This is a genomic window from Rubritalea squalenifaciens DSM 18772, assembly GCF_900141815.1.
Classification (GTDB): domain Bacteria; phylum Verrucomicrobiota; class Verrucomicrobiia; order Verrucomicrobiales; family Akkermansiaceae; genus Rubritalea; species Rubritalea squalenifaciens.
Window position 1 is genome coordinate 1,074,241 of the sequence record NZ_FQYR01000003.1, and the last position, 20,482, is coordinate 1,094,722.

Sequence of the window (20,482 nt, forward strand, 5' to 3'; positions counted from 1 at the left end):
CGACTACTCAGCCCTCACTGCCGGACACAAATTTATCATTCGCGAAGACACATAAGTGGTCGGAGAAGACCGCGTCATCCAAACTATCGATTAACCCTATATGAGCATGAGTATTCCAGAAGGTTGGACAGATGACATGAATATTGAATTACCACACGGCCATACACAAAGCCAAGTGGCTGAGTTCATCATGAGTCAGCTAGATCAGCGTATAGGCTACGATACAGCTATCCAACAACTGATCTCAGAGTTTGGCATAGATGACGAAGATGCTTATCTTGCATACGATAGGACGCAGGGAGGTATCATCCGAGCTCTTACCTGTCAGCCAGCCAACAAACCCAATAAAAGAAAAGACCCTATAGCACACCATTCATTTAACGTGGTGTGGGAAGAACTACCTAAGAAGCACCTTTTCTCCCAGGAGAAGAAGGCAGCCGGTAAATGGCATCGTTGGTACCTTGAGAGAAAATCTTAAATATGCAGCCTAACAAAAAAACCACGCCCATCCACGCGCACCCGCCACATTGAAGTGGCTATCTGCAGTCTGCTAGGCATCTTAGGTGCCGTTCATTGCGAGCTCTACCATCACTGTGCCTGTGGTCACTTGAAGCATGGAGCGGCCCGCGAACTCCTACCTTGGATTGCGGATGGTTTGGGCTTCGGAGGACTGGCTGGAGCCTTTGTCATTTCTCTAGGTGGTGGATTCCATTTCTCTCGAATCACCACGCTGCTATGCGCACAGCTTCTCCTCATGATGTTCTATTACCGCAATCCTATGAGTGCGCTCGTAGCCATTATCCTGATCCCCTTCTTCATCTGCCATCTCGTCGGGATTTTCAAGCTGCCTCGCCCCCTAAATGCTAAATAAACAGCATCAAAGCTTGCTAGTGGGTACGGTATCGCCATAGTCTGGCGCTGTGAAATGTCGTTACCTGCTGTCTGCCGCCCTTTGCCTAATTCTAAGCTCCTGCCAGAAAGAACCGAGCCAAGATCTAGAAACCGTCAAAGCCTCACTCTCTCAGGCCCAGCAGGAACTTATCAGCCTACGCAATGCCGACACATCCAAGAGTCAAAAAATCATCGCCCTGCAGAATCACATTATCAATCTACAGCAACAGCGAGCCTCCCTGCACATTGCCAATGTCAGAACAACAGATGCGATTACTCAACAGCTCAACCAGCATATTCCCTCTGCTGATCAGGCTAGCATCGAGCAGACAACTCACAGAGAATCCCTCATCTACTTACTCAATACGCTCAACTCAAGTGATCACTTCACAGAGACTCCAGAAGAGGGACTCTCCAAGTACGTCAAAGTCCTGAAATCCGAACTGGAGATCCACGCCCTCTATGACAGCCCATTAGACTATTATCGTGAACTAAAAATAGAGGACACCAACATACGCTGGGACGAAGCCGCCAGTCAGGAAGAATACCTTCTCAAGTCCAGTCTCGCATGTGAGCTCATCAGCCTTCACTACCGCTGCTACCTTTCCAGCCATCAAGGCTACTACTTTACTCCCGAAGAGCTCCCACTCCTTCAACTTGGCCTGACCAACTTTCCGGGCCTAAATGCCCTGCGCGGTGAAGCTGGCTATTACAGTGCTGACATCGCCAAATATCTGCTAGAGTATCGCTTTCAACGCCCAGAACCTGACCCTGAGAGAGAATAAGTAATCTCGGTACGGGCAAACACTCCAAGACTTAGACATCGAACCTACCTGCGCCCCAGGAGTGGACAGCAAAATGATCCTCGCCAGCCATTCCGGAAAAGATACAATCCTGCCTCAAGACATCTGCTCTTAGCTCACTCGTTTTCCTTTTCACCTCAATCTCCGAATGAAGATCTACTCCGACTTTCCCTTTAAGAAGCCTGAAAAGCCGCTTCACATCGCCAAAGTATCCCTGAGGCTAGCGCAAGACAATGAGGAGCCCATCCACTGGCTTCATCCTCCCGCATCATACGGCAAAGCCTACAACCCATCTACCGAGGCAGTTGCTCTCTCCACGCTCGCTGAGATGAGCGACGCCCAACTGACCCTGACCATCCAGGAGCTCGCCTACCAAGCCCCCTACAGCCAGGAGACCATGGGACAAGTACTGGTAGAATCCATGCGGGAAGCTGCCACAAAACTGAAACTCTAGACTCACCGTTTATGAAAATCGCCGCCGCACTTCTCGCTGGACTCTTGCTTGGCTACTTCCTTCCCGTTCTCTTTAAAGAGCAGCCTGAGCTCAGCCACTACACCATCCTACTAGACAATGCCGGCCAACTCAGTGAAGGGAGTGAAGTCACGTACCTGGGAGTCACGATTGGCACCGTTACCGAGGTCTTGCTTCAAGAGAAGCAGCCCGCAGTAAAAATCCAACTGGAGGAAAATGCCCCTTTGATCAATGAGGCCGATGCCTTCCACCTGGTTACAGCCAGCCTGTTAGGCGACCGCCAGCTCACGATCACCCCAGGTAAACCAGCAGGTAAGCACTTACCACATGGTAGCACGATCACCGCCCAAGAACCCAGTGTCGATCTTTCCCCTTTCCTGAAAGACCCATCCAGCTACATCGACCTCTTCACCGCCCTCTCCAAGCTTCCAGAAGGTCAGCGCAAAGAAGCGATCCAGCAATGCCAGGAGATTCTGAAAAATCAACAACAGTAGAGCTGCTCAAATATTCAATGTCCCTGCTAGAAAATCCATTCGTCCATCACGGCATTGCCGTCCTCATACCTTCATTACTCGCACTTCTCCTCGCTCCAGTATGGCGTAAATCCCAGCACGTACCTATCTTCTTCTGCATCTTCACATGGATTCTAGGCTTCATTATAATCCATATTCTTGGAGCCATAAGAACTAGCCAAATGCTCAGCGAGCACCTCAAAAATCCACTGAGTGAAGAAGAATTCCTCGCCATTCCAGACGGCCCCAACATTACCGCAGGTTGGATCCTGCTTGGCTGGATGGCTCCCTTGCTAGCCGCGATTACCATCAAAGTCATCCGCCTCAAGGCTCAGCACAAAGCGAAGCAATAGTCCCATTAGGAGCACATATTGATATCGATTCCTACCGCTACTAGTCGAGTTAGAGCCAGCCAATCCATTTACCTCTACAGACAATCCGCTGAATCAGTGGCCCATATTGATATGCTCCCCATAAATAACAAAAACGCTCCTGAACAAGCAGGAGCGTTTCGGTTGAAACCGGCGAGGATAAGATTACTTCCTACGGCGTAGTAGAAGAGCCATCCCACCTATTCCGAGCAAAGCCATGGAAGAAGGCTCTGGCACGACGGTTCCAGTCACAGGCCCGCCACCAGTAAAGCTGAATAGCGTATCCATATTGCCCACAGTCACCTCAGTGCCATTGGCCGTGATGGTGCCAGCTGCGCCAGTGTCTGTCACCTGCTCGTCGAACTCCGCACGAGTAGTCAGTGTGAGTTCTGCACCAACAGAGAGGTTCAATGCCGTGGTATCTACTTGAGAATTGATCGGGTCGCCCCCACCTCGGAATTGTAGGCTACTCGTACCATCCACATTAAAGTCCACTCCGATGGAAGCAAACTGTAGATTCATACTTGAGTTGATCAGATTGATCGTTGACTGGGCGCCACTAGCCACACCGGATATACCATCCGTATTTCCCGCACTGCTGTAGTCTGAATTGGTAAGAGTCAGACTAAAGCCATCACCTATCAGGAGAGCACCAAATCCAGCGCCACTCGCTGAAGTCACTGTGGCATTAGAAATGACCAGATCATCCAGAACTTCCGTGTTCGCATCGATAGCCGACAGCGAGCTGGAACCAAAATCCCAGTTGGCATCATTGAAAACATCGGTATCTCCTCCCGAACCGGTCCACGTGACCACGCATTGGCCACTGGAAATCAAGCCTAGCATTGCCAGACCACAAATCATCGAGGTTTTATACATTTTATTGATGGGGTTTCTTTAAAATAAGACAAAGCGTAATATGCCCCATACTAACTACTTACGTCAACCATTCTCCTCCCCAACAAAAACAATACACTGGTACATTTTCCACACCACTCATCTCCCTCAAGGTTTCTGCTACTATACACAAAAGACCATTTTATAATTCCAAGAAACGCCCCACACCTGTTAGCTAAGGCCAAGCAAACAGAAATTGCTGCCCCATCACCATGCATAGTATCAAACCCGGCCGAGGCCCATCCATCGCAGGAGGCGTCTTCTGCATCTTCTTCACCGCTGTCAGCCTTGGCATGTTCATCCTCTTCGCCACGGTCATTCCTGATTCCGCTCCTCAGCCCATACGGATCATCTTCCCGCTCTTTCCGCTTGGCTTTGTCTGTCTGGGCGTATTCCTGACCGTCTACAACTTCAAGAATGCGACCAGCAAAAACCGTTACTCGGCTTTCGATATCACTACGGGAGAAGAGGAGCCTGATCCGCTGAACGAGTTCTTTAACAAGACCAAGCCTCAGGCTACTCAGGATGAGCCAGAGGAATCTCTGGAGACTCGACTCGAAAAGCTACAGGAGCTAAAAAACAAAGAACTCCTCAGTGACGAGGAATACAGCAGTCAGCGCACACGCATCCTCAACTCACTTTAAATCAAGCCTCTTAATCTTCTATTAAGGTAGTTCTGCTATAGTCTACTCATCCCCCCAGAAATACCCCCTTATTGTATGTGAAAAAACATCAAGCGGTCCGTCACTGACGGTCCGCTTTTTTTGTGACCTGCAGCAATCATCCATATCAACGCAAGATAAAAGGCCATCGCAACGTATTCATTACCTTAACTACTCTTCATGTTACTACTGCCACGTCTCAGCTGTAAGCGCCGCTTTTGGCTACTCGCAGCTATCGCCCTCCCCATACTTTCTTTCCTCTGGGGACCTACCCTGTTTCATCTCGTCCACCGCATGGGTACCAGCAATTCCGAAAAACAAACAATGCGAGAGCGCTACCAGCACCTCTCTCAGATCAAGCACCACGAGAAAGACCCAACCGAACATCAGGAACAGCGCGATATCTATCTTTGGTTCCACATCAGGGGCTGGAATATCGATGAGGGCTGGCACGAAAACTTTGCCACTGAACGTCTCCGCCAATGGAGCGAACTCTGCGAGTACTGGGAATAACATGCTGAGACCACAGTTCGTAAAGGCGTGCACCCAATTCGCAAAACAGAGCAGCTTGATCGACTGATCCACGTAAGCATGATAGACCGTCCTCTAGTCTGTGAAAAAACTGATGTCTATCCTCCGCCCATATCGCACCAGAGCTCTGCTGATCCTGATCAGCATTGCCACACTTGCCTCTGCGCAGGCAGAAACCATCACCTGGAATGTCCAGCTGAAATACGGCATCACCGCAGCCGGCATCAAGAAAGCCATAGCAGACGCCAAAGCGCATTTCACAAAAGCACCGAGTGACCAGGTCATCCTGGAGTTCGACAAAGGCACCTACTATCTGGAAGACAGATCCGAGCAAGAAGGCATCATCAACCTCAGTCATGTCAAACCAGGCCTCGAGGGCAGACTCATTTTCAAAGGCCAGGGCATGGATAAAACGACTCTCGTCTTCAGCGATGACAAGCATGCCATCGTAGGCCGCCAGACCTACCGGGTCACCATGATGGGTATGCACATGACGCGTAAGAACTACACCGTCAGCCAAGGGCACGTGGTCTCCCTCTCCCCCGGGAAAATCATCCTCGATATCCAGCCCGGCTTCCCAACTCCACTGGATATATTCAATCCCGACAGCTCCCAAGGCCGTTACCTCCGCCGCTACCAGGATAGCAAGACTGATCCCCAGATCATCCAGCCGGACAATGAGCAAATCCCCTGGCAAAGCGCCAGACACATCGAGGGACAACGCTGGCAACTGACTCTGAAAAGAAAATCACAGACCGCCAACTACCCGCTTGGCTCCCTCATCGGGATCAAGTCAAAGCATGGCGGCCAGACCTACTGGTTCATGGGCGGGTCCGACTTCATCTTCGACTCCGTCAAATGGACCCACAAGACGCGCGGTGTCTTTCGCGGTAGCTTCGGTAATATCCAGATCCTGAATTGCGTGACCGACCGCGCCCCTGCCATCCTGGGCCAGGTCCCCTGTCTCGCCTCCCCCGGTGGCGGTCCTCAGATCGGTCAGCCCTGGGACAAGCCCATCACTGGAAACATCGTGCGCAACTGTCGCTTCATCGGCTCCGGCGATGACGCCGTCGCCTTCTTCCATGCCGAGGGCTCCGTCACAGACTGCTACATTCAGGACGCCTTCGCCCGTGGCATTCTCCTTTCCAATAGCCCCAAGGTCGTTGCCGAGAACAACGAGCTCGTCCGCTGCCCCATCCAGCGCAGCAAAGATCACCGCCTCCCGGGCGCACCACCGCTCGACCAGCAAAAAACGAAGCGATAGGCTCTCCCCAAAACTCAAAACACAACTCGAAAAAAGCCGCACCCACACAAGGTACGGCTTTCTTTTTCCCCTCGTCGCAAAATCCCCGGAAAATATCATAGACGAGCCCACCCTTCTTATCGCAAGCTGATCGCTACTATGAGGTGAATTATCGACTCACCATCGATCCCACTCATCTCAAAAACCTCTACCTCAAGCCCAAAACACCCATCCATGTCCTGCCACTGCACCGACCTTCCGGAAACCCTCTACCTGCAGCAAGCCCCTCACGGCTGGCACCACCGCCTGCTGCAGAAGACCTGCGGCCAGCACGCCAGCCTCTTCCAGTGTGCAGATTGCGAGCAGTACTGGGCTATCGACTTTCCGCGCAGAGAGGAGCCACAAGTCGTCACCCGTATCAGCGACCCTGATCAGTGGCAGCCAGCGGGCGATGCCTCCCGCAAGCAGCTCCTCACCCACTCCCGCGGCGGCACCACAGAGACACCCTGCATCTGGGCCGGCTGCGGCGCCCCCACCGTGCATCAGACCATCTACTGCATCGACCACCTCTACGAGACGGGAGCCAGGATCTAACATAACCACATCCTCCCTGAGCTAAATCGCGTGCAACTTGCTAGATGTGTGTTAAAAACACACCACAAACAGCATGGCAGCCGAATACACCTTTTCAGGAGAGCTCAAGTTCGAGGAATACCTCGAGTGTCACAAGATCCTTGCTTCCAGGCGCCGCATTGCCCTGCGCACTGTACTCACCCTTAGCGGCCTGGGGATGATCCTGAGCACCCTACTCTCAGCGAGCCAGAAGGAAGACAAGATCATCCTCATCTATGGAGTCCTCTTCATCCTCTACGCACTGGTAATCTCCCCGCTCCAGTTCCGTTGGCGGGTTCGCCGGCTCTGGAGCCAACACCCGTCCTCCAGAAACCCCTTCCAAGTCACTCTCAAGCCCGATGGCCTCCAGACTATCGATGACAAAGACCAGCCCATCCACTGCGACTGGTCAAACTTCATCTACTACCGTGAGAGTCCCAATTGCTTTCTCCTCTATCTCTCCCCGCTCAGCCCCCTCATCCTCCCCAAACGCCTCTCCCCGGAGCAAGATCTCCCAGCGATCAAGGAATTGTTAGACGTAAGGCTCGGTAAAAAATAAGTAACACCGCATTTTGATCAAGCTCATGTGCGCCATCTACGACACCATAGGGACAAAATGCCTTCAATCCTCTGATAGATAGAATCAAACTAAGCACACAAACGATGTCCACCCTAGCCATACTCGGAAGCTCCAGTCCTGACGGCAACACCTGCGCCCTCGCCAGAGCCGTGACAAGTACCTGCAGCGGCAAGTTGCTCGATCTCTCAGACTACGATATCACTCCCTGGGATTATCAGGCAAGAAATGGCGGGGACGACTTCATTCATCTAGCACATGAAATGGCTGCGGCTACAGACATCATCTTCTGCACTCCTGTCTACTGGTACGCCATGAGCGCTCAGCTGAAGACATTTATTGACCGCTTCTCAGACCTCATCACACGCAACAAAGAGATCGGCCGCTCCCTTGCCGGTAAGCGTACCTGGCTCATTGCTACAGGATCAGACGAAACCCTGCCCGAAGGATTCGAAATTCCTTTCGCTCTCACTAGCCAATACTTCCAGATGCACTACTCCGGAGCCCTCTATGGGCAAACCAACGACGATGGACTCCTCCCCATCGCTTTAGAAGAAGCCAAAACCTTCGCCGGCAAAATTCTTGGCACACCATCCATCTAACCCACTTCTCGATACATCCCCCATCTTGGCGACGTAGCTAATGGAAGAAACCATGAAGTACGTTTGGCTACTAATCACGGCCCTCCTGCTCGCGAGCTGCGGAGAGAAGTCGTCTACACAAACAGTCTCTACCCTAGAACCCCAGCCTACGCCCTTAGAGTGGCATGAGGCCCAGAACAGTATCGCAGCCTACCGCGAGCTCCAGCCGGATCGCCCCATCCTCGCGGCCTTTACCTCCAAATGGGAAATTCCCTTCGCTATCGACGCCCTGCAAACTGCAGAAACAGAGCAAGTCCTCGCCAGGCATCATTGCCTCTGCCTGATCTACCCTACGGAAACACGTGAAAGCATCGGCACCTCGGAATGCCAACGGCTCGGCAACCACCTGCCGCTCGTCGTACTGAGCTTGCCCGGTCAGCCTGATCGACTCTTCAAGCCTGAGTACAACAAGCAGGCCGCCCAGGAATTCGTCACGGAGATCACCACCATATTGGAAGAATACGCGCAGAGCAAAGCTCAGCCCACAGCCACCACTGACCATGAATAGGAATGGCTTGCGGCGGCAGTAACATCGCCGTCACCCGCCAAGCTCATCACATCCTCTTCATCGAAGCCTTTGCCGAGCACTTCAGTGAATCCCGCGAGTGGATCTGCCACTTCACCAAAGGTAAATTCACCTCCTCCACCTACCGCACTTACAAAGTCATCCGCACTGAATCTGAAGACCCTGAGCAGGGGTCTCTCTTTGACATCGAACTCAAGCGCGATAGCACCAGCACCTTCCACCTCCCAGACCACAAGCTGGACAAATTACCTGACGAGCTTCGCGAAGACCTTTTGGAAATCCTCAAAATCGCCGGGAGTAAATAGTCCTCTCAGCACGGATAAAAGCAACCCATCTGTGTAGCTCAATCACGACCATTTGTCACTCTGTATCAACCGGTCACACAAAATATTTCACCTATGGACTGATCAAAATAAAGAGCGCAACGCAGTATCGTATATCTCACTGACTCCCTGTACATTACACCCCCTTCTCCTCTTGGAAACCTATCTAACAGAGAGAAGAAGCGCCCTTTAAAAATCCAACTAGAAGGAACCAAATGCTACAGGAAATTACCGAGAAACAAGGAGACAGCCACGCTGTAGAATACCAGCCCTCCGCTAAACTCACCGAGGAGCTCACCCACTCCCACAGCGGCTACTCTCACGACAAGGAAGCCAAAACCTCCAACCCCAAGTGGATGGAAAAAATCCCGGACTCCACCAAAGTCAGCCAGCTGTCGATGCCCGGCACCCATGATACCATGGCCTTCTACGGAGGGGATGCCGTCCAGTGCCAGACCATGAGCCTGGAGAACCAGCTTGAGTCCGGCGTACGTGTGCTGGATATCCGCTGCCGCCACATCGCAGATGTCTTTGCCATCCACCATGGAGCCTTCTTCCAGAAAACCTTCTTCGGAGACGTTCTGAATATCGCCATCGACTTCCTCCAGAAAAACCCCAGCGAGACCGTCATGATGCGCGTGAAGGAAGAGTACAAGCCGGAGAATAACACCCGCACCTTCGAGGAAACCTTCCGAGACGGCTACTGGAACAGCTACAAGAAATACTGCTGGCAGCCCAGCGGTACGGATAACAACCCATCTCTCGGAGAGCTTCGTGGCAAGATCGTCATCCTGCAGAACTTCTCCGCCGCCGAGACCTACGGCATCGAGTACGATTCCTTCTCTATCCAGGACGAGTACAACCTCGGCACCAACTGGGATCTGTACAGCAAATGGGAAGAGGTCAAAAAGCAACTGGCCAAAGCCAATAGCGGCAGCTCAGGCGTGAAGTACATGAACTACCTCAGCGGCTCCGGCGGCTCATTCCCCTACTTCGTCGCCAGCGGCCACTCCAGCCCCGGCACCAATGCCCCCAGACTGGCCACCGGCAGAACCACACCCGGCTGGAAAAATAGCTGGCCGGACTTCCCGAGGGTCAATTGCTTCCTCGGCATCTGCACCATCGCCTTCGAAGGCACCAACATCCTGACCACCAACTGGATCGACAGCGCCTATAACAACCACGTTGGCATCGTCATGTCTGACTTCCCCGGACCCGGGCTTATCAACAACATCATCAGGCTCAACGATAAGCTCGACTAACAATTACCCCCTAAACAGCAATGGAGGGGGCTTCAGGGTCCCCTCCATTCCCTTTTGTGTAAAAAGTCTCAAACTGGCTACAAAGAATGAGCCAGATTACCATGGCCGCGCGTTTCCACACTCCATAGTATCACCTCAGAAACTATGGATTTTTCAGCGATCGTTATCATTGTAATCATCGGACTTGGCCTTGCTATTCGCCTGATGGCTGGAGCATGCGACAAGGAGCGTATAGCCAACCATATCCGCAGCATGGATGGCGAGCTTGTCGACAAACGTTGGGATCCTTTTGGCCCGGGCTGGTACGGAGAAAAGAACGCCAGAATTTATGAGATCGACTATAAAGACCGCGACGGCCACCTTCACCGAGCCCATGTCAAAACCTCCATGCTCAGCGGCGTATATCTCACTAACGACCACATCATCAAGCGCGTCTCCTCCCCTTCTCTAGCAGAAGAAAAAGCCGACCTCCTGAAACGTCTTGCGGAGATCGAACGCTTGGAGGGAAATCCGGCGGATTAAGCTCAGGTAAATGTCACAAGTCACCAGTTCCCGCTTCAAAAGCCATCTTCTGTGTCCTTCCGTGAATTCCGTGGTGCCCCCGTTTCATCAAGCAGGCCCATTCGAGCAATTCGTGAGATTCGTGGTCAAAAACGGATCCCCTCCAGCCAAGTTCCAGCCAATAAAAACGCCCGTAACTCATTCGAGACCGGGCGTTTTAGAAAATTTGGGATTCCTAATGGTCGGGACGACAGGATTTGAACCTGCGACCTCTTCACCCCCAGTGAAACGCGCTACCAAGCTGCGCTACGCCCCGAACTAGGAATCTGACGGCACCTTATTCCTCAGTTCATGGTTGGCAAGTCATAAATTTCCTGCAATTTCATGTCCCACAATGAAAGCAATCAAGACAGCGGTCGTAGGCGCCAGCGGATACACAGGAGCAGAGCTACTTAGACTTCTCCTCATGCATCCTGCTGCCGAGCTGGTGTGTGTCACTTCACGCCAGTACGAAGGTGAACCACTTGAAAAGGTGTTTCCCCGCTTCCGAGGCGTGCAGGGATCCCAACTGGAATTCACCGCCCCGAGTGCTGACACGATTGCTGCTGCAGGCGCAGAAGTCGCCTTTCTTGCCCTCCCTCACGGAGTAGCGGCCGAGTACGCCATCGCCCTGCTAGAAAAGGGTATCCGCGTGATCGATCTCAGCGCCGACTTCAGACTCAACTCTGCTGAGGTCTACGAAGAATTCTATGGTCACCCGCACCCGGCACCCGAGCTACTCGACGAAGCCGTCTATGGTCTTCCAGAACTCAAGGGCCGTAGCGAGGCGATCAAGTCTGCCAAGCTCGTCGCCAGCCCTGGTTGCTACCCGACCAGCATCATCACTCCACTTGTTCCCCTGCTGGAGAAAGGTCTCATCGATCCTGCCAGCATCGTCACCTGCTCCATGAGTGGTGTCAGCGGCGCGGGTAAGACCGGCAACGTCCTCTTCTCCTACTGTGAGGCTAACGAATCCGTACGCGCCTATGGCGTACCGAAGCACCGTCACCTCTCCGAAATCGAGCAAGAGCTCTCCATCGCCGCAGGTCAGGCAGTCCAGATCTCTTTCACTCCGCACCTCGTCCCGGCCCACAATGGTATCTGCACCACCACTAGCGCTACCCTAACAGGTGATGCTGACGCTATCGGTGCAGCACTGGAAGAAGCCTATGGAGGCTCTGACTTTGTTAGACTACTCGGCAAAGGCCAGCCAGCGGACACGAAGAACGTTACCCGTACCAACTTCCTGGATATCGGCTGGGACTACGATCCCCGCACGGGCCGCGTCCTGCTGCTCAGCGCCGAGGACAATCTTGGAAAGGGTGCCGCCAGCCAGGCCGTACAATCCATGAACCTGATGTTCGAACTTTCTGCGACTGAAGGTTTGCAGAACATTTAATTATAACGCATAGTGGGTTCTCCCCTTCGCAACTCTCCGTCAATTAGCACAGCAATGTCCTCACCATTTAGAAAAATCAAAGGAGGAGTCGGCGCGCCTAAAGGTTTCCTAACAAGCGCAGTCTCCGCTGGCATCAAGAATCCTGAAGCCACCCGCCTGGACATGGCACTCATCTACAGCCAGCACCCCTGCGTGGCTGCCGCCACCTTCACCACCAACCGTGTCAAGGCTGCCCCTGTACGCGTAAGTCAGGCACATATGCGTGACCGTGACGTGCAGGCTATCCTCGCCAACAGTGGTAACGCAAACGCATGCACCGGTGTCAAAGGTGTGCAGGATGCACGCTACTGTGCCAAAACCATCGCCAAAGGTCTTGGCCTTCGCCAGGGTCAGGTAGCCGTCTGCTCCACCGGAGTCATCGGACTCCCTATGCCAATGGTACGCGTAGAGCCTAAGCTTCCCGAGCTCGTAGAGAAACTGGCACGTAAGCAAGGTACCGAAGTTTCCCAGGCAATCATGACCAGTGATACCACCAACAAGGAGATCGCCCTCTCCATGGATATCGATGGCCACAAGGTACGCATTGGCGCCTGCGCCAAAGGTGCCGGCATGATCTGCCCTAGCATGGCCACCATGCTCTGCTTCATCACTACGGATGCGAACATCGGCAAAGAGAACCTGAACAAATCCGTGCAGGAAGCCGTGGAGAACTCCTTCAACCGCATCACCATCGATGGAGACATGAGCACCAACGACACTGTCGTCGTGCTCGCCAACGGTCAGTCTGGCATGCCACGCATCAAGCGTAACTCAAAGGCCTGCCGCCTCTTCCGTGAAGCTCTCAATGTCGTCATGCTCGAAATGGCCAAGTCATTGGTACGGGACGGCGAACGCGTCACCAAGTTCGTTACCGTGGAAGTCAAAGGTGCCCGCACTTACAATGATGCCAAGAAGGTAGCCGAAGCCGTGGCCAACTCATCTCTGGTGAAATCCTCTTGGAATGGCAACGACCCTAACTGGGGCCGCATCATTCACGCGGTGGGTTATTCCCGCGCCTCCATCCGTGAGGAACTAATTGATATCCATATCGGCGGCAAACCTGCCTGCCTGGGCGGGCTGGAGTCAGACACATCCATGGAGGACCTCCGCAAGGTCGTCTCCGAAGACCAGTTCACCATCACCATCGATCTTCATCTAGGTAGTGCCGAGTACTGCGTCTACTCCAGTGACCTCTCACCAGAGTATATCGACTTCAACCGTTCGGAATACGCCTACTGGAAACAGGCCCGTAAAGACGGCCTGACCCAACAATAATTTCATCTCACCGAAAGAGAATCAGCTTAAGTCACGTAGTTAGTTTTGATATTTAAATGATTCATGGCATAGTCCCTGCGCGATGATCCCAAATGCCCGCCCCATAACCTTCTGGAAACGCAAACGCCTCTGTACTCTGCTGGCGGGCATCACCTTCCCCTTAGTCATCGCGAGCTGCAGCCAGAGCAGACCAGATGTCATCGACGTCGTCGTGACTAATCCTCATGCCTATCAGGAAAATTTTGGCCCGTTCGATGAGAATGGAAACTACGTGGAGTCCTGGGCGGACAATCCGCCAAAGCGCCGCTACATCTCCAAGGAGCAGCATCAGCGCGAACAGGCGGAAAGGTCTGGCAAGAAGCAGCCTCAAGTAGCCCAGCGACCGTCTCAGCAGAGACCTACACAGGTAGCAACCCACACTCCACCGCCAAAGACTCAGACCTACAGCAAGCCAAAGACAGTTTCCAAGCCGAAGCCGAAACCTGTCGTGGTGAAGCCTAAAAAGCCATCTCCACGAGTCCACTCCGTCAGAAAGGGAGACACTCTCTACGCGCTCTCCCGCAAGTATGGAACCAGCGTCAAAGCTATCCAGCGCGCCAATGGTATATCCGGCAGCAATATCCGCATCGGACAGCGCCTCACCATTCCTAGATAATGTTCTCCATTGTCGACACCGCTATCGATCACGCCTCTCTGCGTGAACTTACCCGCGCCTCAGAAGCAGGCGGTTTCGTTTCCTTTGAAGGCTGGGTACGCAACCATCATGATGGCAAATCCGTCCAGTCCCTGGAATATACAGCCTATCAGGAACTCGCAGAAAAAGAAGGCAAGCGCATCCTGCTGGAAGCCGTTGAAAAATTCTCCGTCACCTCAGCCGTCTGCCATCACCGCATCGGCCACCTTGCCATCGGGGATCTGGCCGTCGTTGTCGCCGTCTCCTCCCACCATCGCGATGCCGCCTTCCAGGCCTGCCGCTACATCATTGATGAAGTGAAGACCCGCGTCCCCATCTGGAAAAAGGAGCACTACACAGACTCCACCACCGCCTGGCCATCCTGCCAAGGCTGTGCAGACCACAAGCACTAGGTAGATCACGCTGAAGAGTCACACCTCTCTCGTTCCAGAAGCTTCATCTAGCCCGTATTCGTGAAATTTGTGCCATTCGTGATCAAAGAAAACAACTAGATTCAACTTCCTATACACGCTTGCGTCCTAAGAACTGGACATTGAAAAACTGGAAACTCCCATTCTCAATCATGATCCAGCCTATCGCCACAGCGGCGGCAATAGACGGCATCAGCCAAGTGGCCATGAGCTCCACAGGAAGGACAAGCGTCTGTCGTGTGATCGGATTCGTTGTCTTTCCCTCTCATCAGCTCGGTGGTCACGATTCCGGTAGGCACTGCAATCACGGCATAACCAGTTAGAATCATGATCGTGGTTACGAAAATTCCCAGATTCGTCTGCACCACCACATCTCCGTAACCCACCGTCGTGATGGAAACGATCGCGTAGTAGATGCTCATCGGGATGCTCGTAAAGCTTGTCCCTTCCACATTACCTTCAATGTAGTACATCACCGTACCCGCAATCACGGCAAACATCAGGATCGCAAAGAAGAAGACGGTGATCTTGGCCCGGGATCTCACCAGTCCCTGCATGATCACATGTGCCCCTCTGACGTGATGTGCCATTTTCAGCACCCTGAACATCCTCAGAAGCCTCAGCACCCTCACGACAGCAAAGCCGGAGGTGCCAGCCAGGAACAGCGTGATATAGGTGGGCAAGCAGGACAGCAGATCCACTACCCCGAAGAAACTGGTCGCATAGCGAAGTGGCTTGCGGGAGCACCACAGGCGCAAGAGATACTCGGCTGAAAACATGATCGTGAAAAACCACTCCACAAAAAGCAGCTCGGAGCTGTACTTGTCTTTAAACTCCGCCACCGTTTCCAGCATCACCGCTAGCACACTCATGCCGATGAAGCAGAGCAGAACTATATCAAAGAGCTTCCCCGCCGGCGTCTCCGCCTCGAAGATAATCTCCCACACTCTCTGCTTCAGAGTCTTTGCTTGCTTCGTCTGTTCATCCTCCGCCATTAGCGCCGATTCTCTATCAAGTCCCCCATCCTGTCAATCTACCAAGGCGTTACAAAGTCCTGCTTTATTTCCACGCGATACCGCGGCGGTGAAGCCTGCGGGCTTTACTTGCCGGGACCAACTGATAGTTCGAGTACAAGCAAATCACGAGCTATGAGTATTACCCCAGCCCATTTTAAATCTCCCCATATTGGCCTTCAAAAGAGCATCGTCTGGAACCTTTTCATGGGCTACCTGTCCATCATCTCAGTGCTCATCCTCATGGCCACTTATTTCAGATCATTGGATTCCGAGGTGAAAGAGCTTCTCAGAATTGTCGATTATGGACTCTGTGCGCTGTTCTTTATCGATTTTATGGCCCGCCTGATCACAGCGAGAAACCGCCTGGCTTACCTCAAGTGGGGCTGGATTGACCTACTCTCCAGCATACCGGCGGTTCACACTCTGCGCTGGGGCAGAGTTTTCCGCATCGTTCGGGTTTTTCGAATCATCAGGGGCATCAAGTCCGCTCGTCAGCTTTCGCAATCGATCTTCAAAAACAGAGCCAAAGGAGCCCTCTTCAGTCTGGCATGCACTAGTGTCTTCATCATGATTTTTGGAGCGATCCTGGTCTTGGAATTTGAGAAACAAGGCAACGCAAACATCTCCTCCGCTCATGATGCCTTGTGGTGGTCGTTTGTCAGCATGACCACGGTCGGCTACGGAGATTTTTATCCTGTAACCGAGTTGGGAAGAGTCGTTGCCTGTGTACTCATGATTTCCGGAATCGGCCTCTTTAGTACCCTTACCGGCTATCTGGCCTCACTCTATGATGAATCATCTGAACAGAAAGATAAGGCCAGGGATGAGCAAACTCTCCGGGAAATAAGCTTACTCCGGAAGGAAATCGCCGAGCTTAAAGAAGCTCTCAAGTACGGCTCGCTCAAGTAACCGCCCTATTCAGCCTTCTTATAGACCCGCACCCAGTCCACATCCATCCAGGCCGGATAGTCCTTCGGATCGGCTTCCCCTACCCACTTGCCCTCGATCTGCATAGATAGAATGAAGTAGAATGGTCCGTGGAAAGGATACTGCTCCGCTCCCTTGTCCGCCTGCTTGGCATAGCTGTGCGTTGGCTTCCCATTCACTGTGAAAACGATCTTTTCTTTGTCCCATTCTACGCCGTAGGTATTCCAGTCGTCGCGGGAAATCTTGGCCGTGCCACTCTTCGGCGGTTTGTTCGAGCCCCCTTTGTGTACGGTGTAGTAGGAATGCACCGTCTGGTAGACCTGGTCCTCAAAATTGAGATGCTCCATAATATCGATCTCACCCATACCTTCCTTGCCCCACTTGGCATTGCTCTTCAGCATCCACAACGCAGGCCAAGCCCCCTTGGCGGACTTGAAGCGCGCTCGGATCTGCACTTTGCCGTACTCAAAATCAAACTTCCCATTGCTGCTCAGGCCACCTGTTAGGTAAGGCTGCTCTCCCTTCTTGGTATTCTTCACTCCCCACAGACGCAGCACGCCGCTCTGAACCCGCACCGCCTTCGGGTGATCCGTCATCATATTGCTCCAGTCCGCCGTCCCCTTCGTCACGCGCGACCACACCTTCTCATTCAGAGGTCCGTTAAACTCCTCCTGCCAGTGCAGCTTCCAGCCCTCAGGTACAGTCACCTTTTCAGCCGCCGAGGCAAACGAGCCCCCAATCATGAGAGTAGACAAGAGTAGTGTGTAGAAGCGCATACCCCTTCTACGCCCCAAGCACCCCATTCTTAGCACTACTGACACAAGAGAGAGAAAATCTCCTACACCTCGCAGCTCTCGCCGCAGCTCTGCTTCCAGTCAGAGAACATGCCGTCTGCATAGATCATCTCGTAGCCCAAGCGCTCCAGGTAAGGCACCGCCAGTGAGGCGCGCACGCCACTGCCACAGTGAACCACGAGCGGCCCTTTGGCTGGATCCGGCAGTTCATCCAGGTGTGCTGCAATGCGTGTGTAGGAAACATTCTGAGCCCCCTCCATATGGGAGTCCTCATACTCTCCGGCAGAGCGTACATCCAGGATCGTGGCCCCAGCATGCTTGTCCCTCGCCTCCTCGGCTTCGGTGATCTGGATGACCGGGGTCGATGCCAGACAGGCATTGCAGTTGATATCAGAAAGCACCTCACCCGCCAGCGCATAGCCACGGATGTGGTCGATGCCCATACGGATCAGCTCGCGGACAGCCTCGTCCAGCTGTAATTCTTTTTCTAACAAAAAATAAACATCCTGATCCGGCTTCACGTAACTGCCCGCTGCTACAGAAAACTTCGCGGGAGGTGTGTGCAGAGAGCCTCTCAAATGCTTTGCCATGAAATCCCTGCGGTCAGCCCGCATGTCCAGCACCACGGATCCATTTTGGCCGCTCACTCCGGCGATGCTCACCGTGCTGATTCTCTTGGGCTTCGGCAGACCACGCAGCACCTCGATCCCCTCCTTATTCACCTGCTTCATGCGGGCGAAGTACATCGGCGGTTCAGGCTGACCACTCAGGATATAGTCCACAAAGGCATCTTCGCCTTCCTTGCAGGCGATCTTCAGTGCCGGATTGAAGCGCATCTCATACCCCACGGTGGAAGAAGGGATCGCTCCCAGAGCCTTGCCACACGCACTGCCTGCTCCATGTGCTGGCAGCACCTGCAGGAACTCAGGAAGCTTCGCAAACTCCAGAATAGACTGATAGAGACGGCGTGCTGATGGCTCACGTGACCCCACATCACCCGCTGCTGACTCTAACAAATCAGGTCTCCCCACATCACCGACAAACATGAAATCTCCGGAGAGCAGAGCCATCGGTTCATCGGCTCCACCTCCCTGGTCCTCTACCAGATAAGAAACGTGCTCCGGCGTGTGGCCGGGCGTATGCAGCACGGTGAACTGGATGTTACCGATCTTGAACTGATCTCCGTGCTTCACAAAGTTCACCCGCTCACAGCCCTGCGCCCACTCTGATTTCCAGTCCGCATCTCCCTCGTCGGAGAGATACGCCTGCATACGGTCATCCGTCTCCATCAACTCACGGGCACCACTCACAAAGTCCGCGTGAATGTGCGTCTCCGCCACGGCGGTGATCTCCAGGTCATTCTCGGTGGCAATCTTGCGGTAGCGGTCGATGTCCCGCTCCGGGTCCACGATAATCGCTTGTCCCGTACGCTGGCAGCCAATCAGGTAAGCATACTGGGAGAGAGACGGGTCATAAATTTGTTTCAAAAACATAACTCAGTTGGGGTTGGTAATGATAAAAGCGAACACTCGACCAAGCGTTCATTATAGCACAGATCAGCCACCACTGCCGCAGCAATCAGCAGGTGCTGATTGCTGCTTTTTATCCTTCGGCTGATTCCATGGCATCTTGGCAATCAGCATCCCCATTCCGCAGGTATTGGTAATCCCCGCGAAGACCAAACCAGCTCCCACGAAGGCACACAAACCATAGAATGCCGGGTTCAACAGAAAGCCCAAGATCGCCCCAAGCAGCACTAAAGCCCCGGCAGCAATACGCACCTGCCGCTCCAGCGGCATCACACTGCGATCTTCCTCCACCGGAAGGCCTGCCTCCTGCCAGGACAGGATACCCCCCTCAATGACTTGGCACCCTTCTACCCCAGCCTTGCTTAGCTGTGCCTGAGCCTGCTCCGCACGCTTGCCTGAACGGCAAAGAATATACAGTGGCTTCTCCTTACCAGAGATCGCCCCTGCATCCAGACCGTCCAGCGGATGATGCTGGGCACCGGGAAGATGGACCTCCCGGTGCTCCAATGGTGTACGGACATCAATGACCTGTTCCCACCCTGCCTCCTGTCGGGTGATCTTCTCATGTAAATCTTTCGCTTTGATCGTATTCATGATTTCATTTTTCTATATCGCGATATTAGAATATACTCAAAACGAGTAAAGTCAAATTTATCGCCCGGAAATAATGACTACTCACGTAAGTTTCGTGTATTGTTTACGATACGCACGAGGACTCATCCCCCGAACCTCCTTAAACTGCCGGGAGAAGTGAGACTCGTCGTAGTAGCCAAGCTGCTCCGCCACATGGGCGATGGTTTCATTGGTGCTCAGGAGATGAATCGCCGCTTTTTCCGCACGCGCTTTTTTCCGGTAAGCCAGAGCACTCACCCCCTCGATTTGGGCAAAACGCTTACGGAAATTCTCGTAACTCATCGACACTTTGGCCGCAATCTCATGCACCGATAAATTGGTATCGCTCAGTAGATGATAGACCTTGGCGAGCCACTTCTCCCCTTCAAGCTGGCCAGTCTCCTTTCTCAAGGCATCCACATGCTTGGCCAAGATTGACAACACCTTGGTTTGTGCTGTTAGAGGACTGGTCGCGCTAGTCTCAGCCACCTCCATAAACATTTGCTTCATTGCGCTCACATCATGTCCGTGAGAAATGGGCATGTAGTTCTGTAATGACAATTTGTCCGCCCACAGATCAAATTCCTCCCCTTCGAATACCAGGTACATCTGCTCCCATTTTCTACCTTTCGTTACAATATAGCGGTGCGCTTGATTGGGCAAAACCAAGATGCAAGAGCCACTCTCAAAGGCGAGATCGGGTACATCTAAAGACCGGTACTTGCCACCTTCTGCGTGGATATTGAGTACAAGCGCGTACTGCGGAAGCGTTCTCAGGCTTAATATGTCGCGTCCTGGATCTGTCACCAGAGTAGACACAGTGACCACTTTCCCCAAAGGTGTGGCACTCTCTGCGGCATACTGCTTAAAGTAATGGGTCTTACGCGTCATCATTTATCCAAAATTTACCTATTTGTACAATTT

General features: G+C 53.0%; 27 protein-coding genes and 1 tRNA gene. 21 read left to right on the top strand and 7 right to left on the bottom strand.

Features of this window, described 5'->3' with window-relative positions; genetic code table 11:
* Window positions 1–106: 106 nt before the first annotated feature.
* The 6 genes from BUB27_RS09960 (at window position 107) to BUB27_RS09985 (ending at window position 3,031) form a co-directional block, all read left to right on the top strand.
* A complete protein-coding gene (locus BUB27_RS09960) occupies window positions 107–478 on the top strand; it encodes a hypothetical protein (RefSeq protein WP_143183653.1) in 372 nt (123 codons plus the stop codon).
* A 54-nt stretch (window positions 479–532) separates the two neighbouring features.
* The gene (locus BUB27_RS09965) at window positions 533–871 is read left to right on the top strand and encodes a hypothetical protein (protein ID WP_143183654.1); all 339 of its coding nucleotides are present in this window, start codon (window positions 533–535) and stop codon (window positions 869–871) included.
* Window positions 872–920: 49 nt separating this feature from the next.
* Complete coding sequence (locus tag BUB27_RS09970) at window positions 921–1,676, top strand: hypothetical protein (protein ID WP_143183655.1); 756 nt, start codon at window positions 921–923, stop codon at window positions 1,674–1,676.
* Window positions 1,677–1,842: 166 nt separating this feature from the next.
* Window positions 1,843–2,148, top strand: coding sequence for a hypothetical protein (locus tag BUB27_RS09975; protein ID WP_143183656.1), 306 nt, complete (start codon window positions 1,843–1,845; stop codon window positions 2,146–2,148).
* A gap of 11 nt (window positions 2,149–2,159) precedes the next feature.
* The gene (locus BUB27_RS09980) at window positions 2,160–2,660 is read left to right on the top strand and encodes an MlaD family protein (RefSeq protein ID WP_143183657.1); all 501 of its coding nucleotides are present in this window, start codon (window positions 2,160–2,162) and stop codon (window positions 2,658–2,660) included.
* A gap of 17 nt (window positions 2,661–2,677) precedes the next feature.
* Window positions 2,678–3,031: a hypothetical protein gene (locus BUB27_RS09985; RefSeq protein WP_143183658.1), complete on the top strand. Its 354-nt coding sequence runs from the start codon at window positions 2,678–2,680 to the stop codon at window positions 3,029–3,031.
* Window positions 3,032–3,214: 183 nt separating this feature from the next.
* Here the strand turns inward: BUB27_RS09985 and BUB27_RS09990 are convergent, their stop codons facing one another.
* Window positions 3,215–3,928, bottom strand: coding sequence for a PEP-CTERM sorting domain-containing protein (locus BUB27_RS09990; RefSeq protein WP_143183659.1), 714 nt, complete (start codon window positions 3,926–3,928; stop codon window positions 3,215–3,217).
* 230 nt (window positions 3,929–4,158) lie between these two features.
* On the opposite strand from BUB27_RS09990, the gene BUB27_RS09995 reads away from it, so the two are divergent.
* From BUB27_RS09995 to BUB27_RS10040, 10 genes are all read left to right on the top strand, one after another.
* Entirely contained in the window at window positions 4,159–4,590 is a 432-nt protein-coding gene (locus BUB27_RS09995) for an SHOCT domain-containing protein (protein WP_143183660.1), read from the top strand.
* A gap of 198 nt (window positions 4,591–4,788) precedes the next feature.
* Window positions 4,789–5,121, top strand: a complete 333-nt coding sequence (locus BUB27_RS10000) for a hypothetical protein (protein WP_143183661.1) — start codon at window positions 4,789–4,791, stop codon at window positions 5,119–5,121.
* Between the two features lie 112 nt (window positions 5,122–5,233).
* Window positions 5,234–6,403, top strand: a complete 1,170-nt coding sequence (locus tag BUB27_RS10005) for a right-handed parallel beta-helix repeat-containing protein (RefSeq protein ID WP_143183662.1) — start codon at window positions 5,234–5,236, stop codon at window positions 6,401–6,403.
* Window positions 6,404–6,616: 213 nt separating this feature from the next.
* On the top strand, window positions 6,617–6,976 hold the full coding sequence (locus tag BUB27_RS10010) for a hypothetical protein (protein WP_143183663.1): 360 nt from the start codon (window positions 6,617–6,619) through the stop codon (window positions 6,974–6,976).
* A 73-nt stretch (window positions 6,977–7,049) separates the two neighbouring features.
* Window positions 7,050–7,553, top strand: coding sequence for a YcxB family protein (locus BUB27_RS10015; RefSeq protein WP_143183664.1), 504 nt, complete (start codon window positions 7,050–7,052; stop codon window positions 7,551–7,553).
* 104 nt (window positions 7,554–7,657) lie between these two features.
* On the top strand, window positions 7,658–8,173 hold the full coding sequence (locus BUB27_RS10020; RefSeq protein WP_143183665.1) for a flavodoxin family protein: 516 nt from the start codon (window positions 7,658–7,660) through the stop codon (window positions 8,171–8,173).
* A gap of 52 nt (window positions 8,174–8,225) precedes the next feature.
* The gene (locus BUB27_RS10025; protein ID WP_143183666.1) at window positions 8,226–8,720 is read left to right on the top strand and encodes a hypothetical protein; all 495 of its coding nucleotides are present in this window, start codon (window positions 8,226–8,228) and stop codon (window positions 8,718–8,720) included.
* A 2-nt stretch (window positions 8,721–8,722) separates the two neighbouring features.
* Window positions 8,723–9,043, top strand: coding sequence for a hypothetical protein (locus BUB27_RS10030; RefSeq protein ID WP_143183667.1), 321 nt, complete (start codon window positions 8,723–8,725; stop codon window positions 9,041–9,043).
* A 233-nt stretch (window positions 9,044–9,276) separates the two neighbouring features.
* Window positions 9,277–10,323, top strand: coding sequence for a phosphatidylinositol-specific phospholipase C (locus tag BUB27_RS10035; RefSeq protein ID WP_143183668.1), 1,047 nt, complete (start codon window positions 9,277–9,279; stop codon window positions 10,321–10,323).
* A gap of 144 nt (window positions 10,324–10,467) precedes the next feature.
* Window positions 10,468–10,845, top strand: coding sequence for a hypothetical protein (locus tag BUB27_RS10040; RefSeq protein WP_143183669.1), 378 nt, complete (start codon window positions 10,468–10,470; stop codon window positions 10,843–10,845).
* Window positions 10,846–11,063: 218 nt separating this feature from the next.
* Here the strand turns inward: BUB27_RS10040 and BUB27_RS10045 are convergent.
* A tRNA-Pro gene (locus BUB27_RS10045) sits at window positions 11,064–11,140 on the bottom strand.
* Window positions 11,141–11,218: 78 nt separating this feature from the next.
* On the opposite strand from BUB27_RS10045, the gene argC reads away from it, so the two are divergent.
* The 4 genes from argC (at window position 11,219) to BUB27_RS10065 (ending at window position 14,662) form a co-directional block, all read left to right on the top strand.
* Window positions 11,219–12,262, top strand: a complete 1,044-nt coding sequence (argC, locus tag BUB27_RS10050; protein WP_143183670.1) for an N-acetyl-gamma-glutamyl-phosphate reductase — start codon at window positions 11,219–11,221, stop codon at window positions 12,260–12,262.
* 54 nt (window positions 12,263–12,316) lie between these two features.
* Complete coding sequence (gene argJ / locus BUB27_RS10055) at window positions 12,317–13,576, top strand: bifunctional glutamate N-acetyltransferase/amino-acid acetyltransferase ArgJ (protein ID WP_143183671.1); 1,260 nt, start codon at window positions 12,317–12,319, stop codon at window positions 13,574–13,576.
* Between the two features lie 82 nt (window positions 13,577–13,658).
* Window positions 13,659–14,231 carry a LysM peptidoglycan-binding domain-containing protein gene (locus BUB27_RS10060; protein ID WP_143183672.1) on the top strand — a complete coding sequence of 191 codons (573 nt, stop codon included), beginning with the start codon at window positions 13,659–13,661 and terminating at the stop codon, window positions 14,229–14,231.
* Window positions 14,231–14,662 carry a molybdenum cofactor biosynthesis protein MoaE gene (locus BUB27_RS10065; protein WP_143183673.1) on the top strand — a complete coding sequence of 144 codons (432 nt, stop codon included), beginning with the start codon at window positions 14,231–14,233 and terminating at the stop codon, window positions 14,660–14,662. The genes BUB27_RS10060 and BUB27_RS10065 overlap by 1 nt, the downstream gene beginning before the upstream one ends.
* Before the next feature lie 164 nt (window positions 14,663–14,826).
* Here BUB27_RS10065 and BUB27_RS10070 read toward each other — a convergent pair whose 3' ends face one another.
* A complete protein-coding gene (locus BUB27_RS10070) occupies window positions 14,827–15,675 on the bottom strand; it encodes an ion transporter (protein WP_143183674.1) in 849 nt (282 codons plus the stop codon).
* 153 nt (window positions 15,676–15,828) lie between these two features.
* Here BUB27_RS10070 and BUB27_RS10075 point away from each other — a divergent pair, with 153 nt between their 5' ends.
* Window positions 15,829–16,605, top strand: coding sequence for an ion transporter (locus BUB27_RS10075; RefSeq protein ID WP_143183675.1), 777 nt, complete (start codon window positions 15,829–15,831; stop codon window positions 16,603–16,605).
* Between the two features lie 5 nt (window positions 16,606–16,610).
* On the opposite strand, the gene BUB27_RS10080 is transcribed toward BUB27_RS10075, so the two are convergent.
* From BUB27_RS10080 to BUB27_RS10095, 4 genes are all read right to left on the bottom strand, one after another.
* Complete coding sequence (locus BUB27_RS10080) at window positions 16,611–17,399, bottom strand: glycoside hydrolase family 16 protein (protein ID WP_159434901.1); 789 nt, start codon at window positions 17,397–17,399, stop codon at window positions 16,611–16,613.
* Window positions 17,400–17,461: 62 nt separating this feature from the next.
* Entirely contained in the window at window positions 17,462–18,910 is a 1,449-nt protein-coding gene (locus tag BUB27_RS10085; RefSeq protein WP_143183677.1) for an MBL fold metallo-hydrolase, read from the bottom strand.
* Between the two features lie 63 nt (window positions 18,911–18,973).
* On the bottom strand, window positions 18,974–19,540 hold the full coding sequence (locus BUB27_RS10090; protein WP_143183678.1) for a rhodanese-like domain-containing protein: 567 nt from the start codon (window positions 19,538–19,540) through the stop codon (window positions 18,974–18,976).
* An 81-nt stretch (window positions 19,541–19,621) separates the two neighbouring features.
* Window positions 19,622–20,452: a helix-turn-helix domain-containing protein gene (locus tag BUB27_RS10095; protein WP_143183679.1), complete on the bottom strand. Its 831-nt coding sequence runs from the start codon at window positions 20,450–20,452 to the stop codon at window positions 19,622–19,624.
* Between the last annotated feature and the right edge of the window lie 30 nt (window positions 20,453–20,482).

Coding starts and splice junctions, on each gene's coding strand:
- BUB27_RS09985 (WP_143183658.1), top strand. CDS start 2,678: ATGTCCCTGCTAGAAAATCCATTCGTCCATCACGGCATTGCCGTCCTC.
- BUB27_RS09990 (WP_143183659.1), bottom strand. CDS start 3,928: ATGTATAAAACCTCGATGATTTGTGGTCTGGCAATGCTAGGCTTGATT.
- BUB27_RS10005 (WP_143183662.1), top strand. CDS start 5,234: ATGTCTATCCTCCGCCCATATCGCACCAGAGCTCTGCTGATCCTGATC.
- BUB27_RS10020 (WP_143183665.1), top strand. CDS start 7,658: ATGTCCACCCTAGCCATACTCGGAAGCTCCAGTCCTGACGGCAACACC.
- BUB27_RS10035 (WP_143183668.1), top strand. CDS start 9,277: ATGCTACAGGAAATTACCGAGAAACAAGGAGACAGCCACGCTGTAGAA.
- BUB27_RS09980 (WP_143183657.1), top strand. CDS start 2,160: ATGAAAATCGCCGCCGCACTTCTCGCTGGACTCTTGCTTGGCTACTTC.
- BUB27_RS10085 (WP_143183677.1), bottom strand. CDS start 18,910: ATGTTTTTGAAACAAATTTATGACCCGTCTCTCTCCCAGTATGCTTAC.
- argC (WP_143183670.1), top strand. CDS start 11,219: ATGAAAGCAATCAAGACAGCGGTCGTAGGCGCCAGCGGATACACAGGA.
- argJ (WP_143183671.1), top strand. CDS start 12,317: ATGTCCTCACCATTTAGAAAAATCAAAGGAGGAGTCGGCGCGCCTAAA.
- BUB27_RS10010 (WP_143183663.1), top strand. CDS start 6,617: ATGTCCTGCCACTGCACCGACCTTCCGGAAACCCTCTACCTGCAGCAA.
- BUB27_RS09975 (WP_143183656.1), top strand. CDS start 1,843: ATGAAGATCTACTCCGACTTTCCCTTTAAGAAGCCTGAAAAGCCGCTT.
- BUB27_RS10060 (WP_143183672.1), top strand. CDS start 13,659: ATGATCCCAAATGCCCGCCCCATAACCTTCTGGAAACGCAAACGCCTC.
- BUB27_RS10080 (WP_159434901.1), bottom strand. CDS start 17,399: ATGCGCTTCTACACACTACTCTTGTCTACTCTCATGATTGGGGGCTCG.
- BUB27_RS10095 (WP_143183679.1), bottom strand. CDS start 20,452: ATGATGACGCGTAAGACCCATTACTTTAAGCAGTATGCCGCAGAGAGT.
- BUB27_RS10090 (WP_143183678.1), bottom strand. CDS start 19,540: ATGAATACGATCAAAGCGAAAGATTTACATGAGAAGATCACCCGACAG.
- BUB27_RS10070 (WP_143183674.1), bottom strand. CDS start 15,675: ATGGCGGAGGATGAACAGACGAAGCAAGCAAAGACTCTGAAGCAGAGA.
- BUB27_RS10030 (WP_143183667.1), top strand. CDS start 8,723: ATGGCTTGCGGCGGCAGTAACATCGCCGTCACCCGCCAAGCTCATCAC.
- BUB27_RS09995 (WP_143183660.1), top strand. CDS start 4,159: ATGCATAGTATCAAACCCGGCCGAGGCCCATCCATCGCAGGAGGCGTC.
- BUB27_RS09960 (WP_143183653.1), top strand. CDS start 107: ATGAGTATTCCAGAAGGTTGGACAGATGACATGAATATTGAATTACCA.
- BUB27_RS10025 (WP_143183666.1), top strand. CDS start 8,226: ATGAAGTACGTTTGGCTACTAATCACGGCCCTCCTGCTCGCGAGCTGC.
- BUB27_RS10075 (WP_143183675.1), top strand. CDS start 15,829: ATGAGTATTACCCCAGCCCATTTTAAATCTCCCCATATTGGCCTTCAA.
- BUB27_RS10015 (WP_143183664.1), top strand. CDS start 7,050: ATGGCAGCCGAATACACCTTTTCAGGAGAGCTCAAGTTCGAGGAATAC.
- BUB27_RS10065 (WP_143183673.1), top strand. CDS start 14,231: ATGTTCTCCATTGTCGACACCGCTATCGATCACGCCTCTCTGCGTGAA.
- BUB27_RS10000 (WP_143183661.1), top strand. CDS start 4,789: ATGTTACTACTGCCACGTCTCAGCTGTAAGCGCCGCTTTTGGCTACTC.
- BUB27_RS10040 (WP_143183669.1), top strand. CDS start 10,468: ATGGATTTTTCAGCGATCGTTATCATTGTAATCATCGGACTTGGCCTT.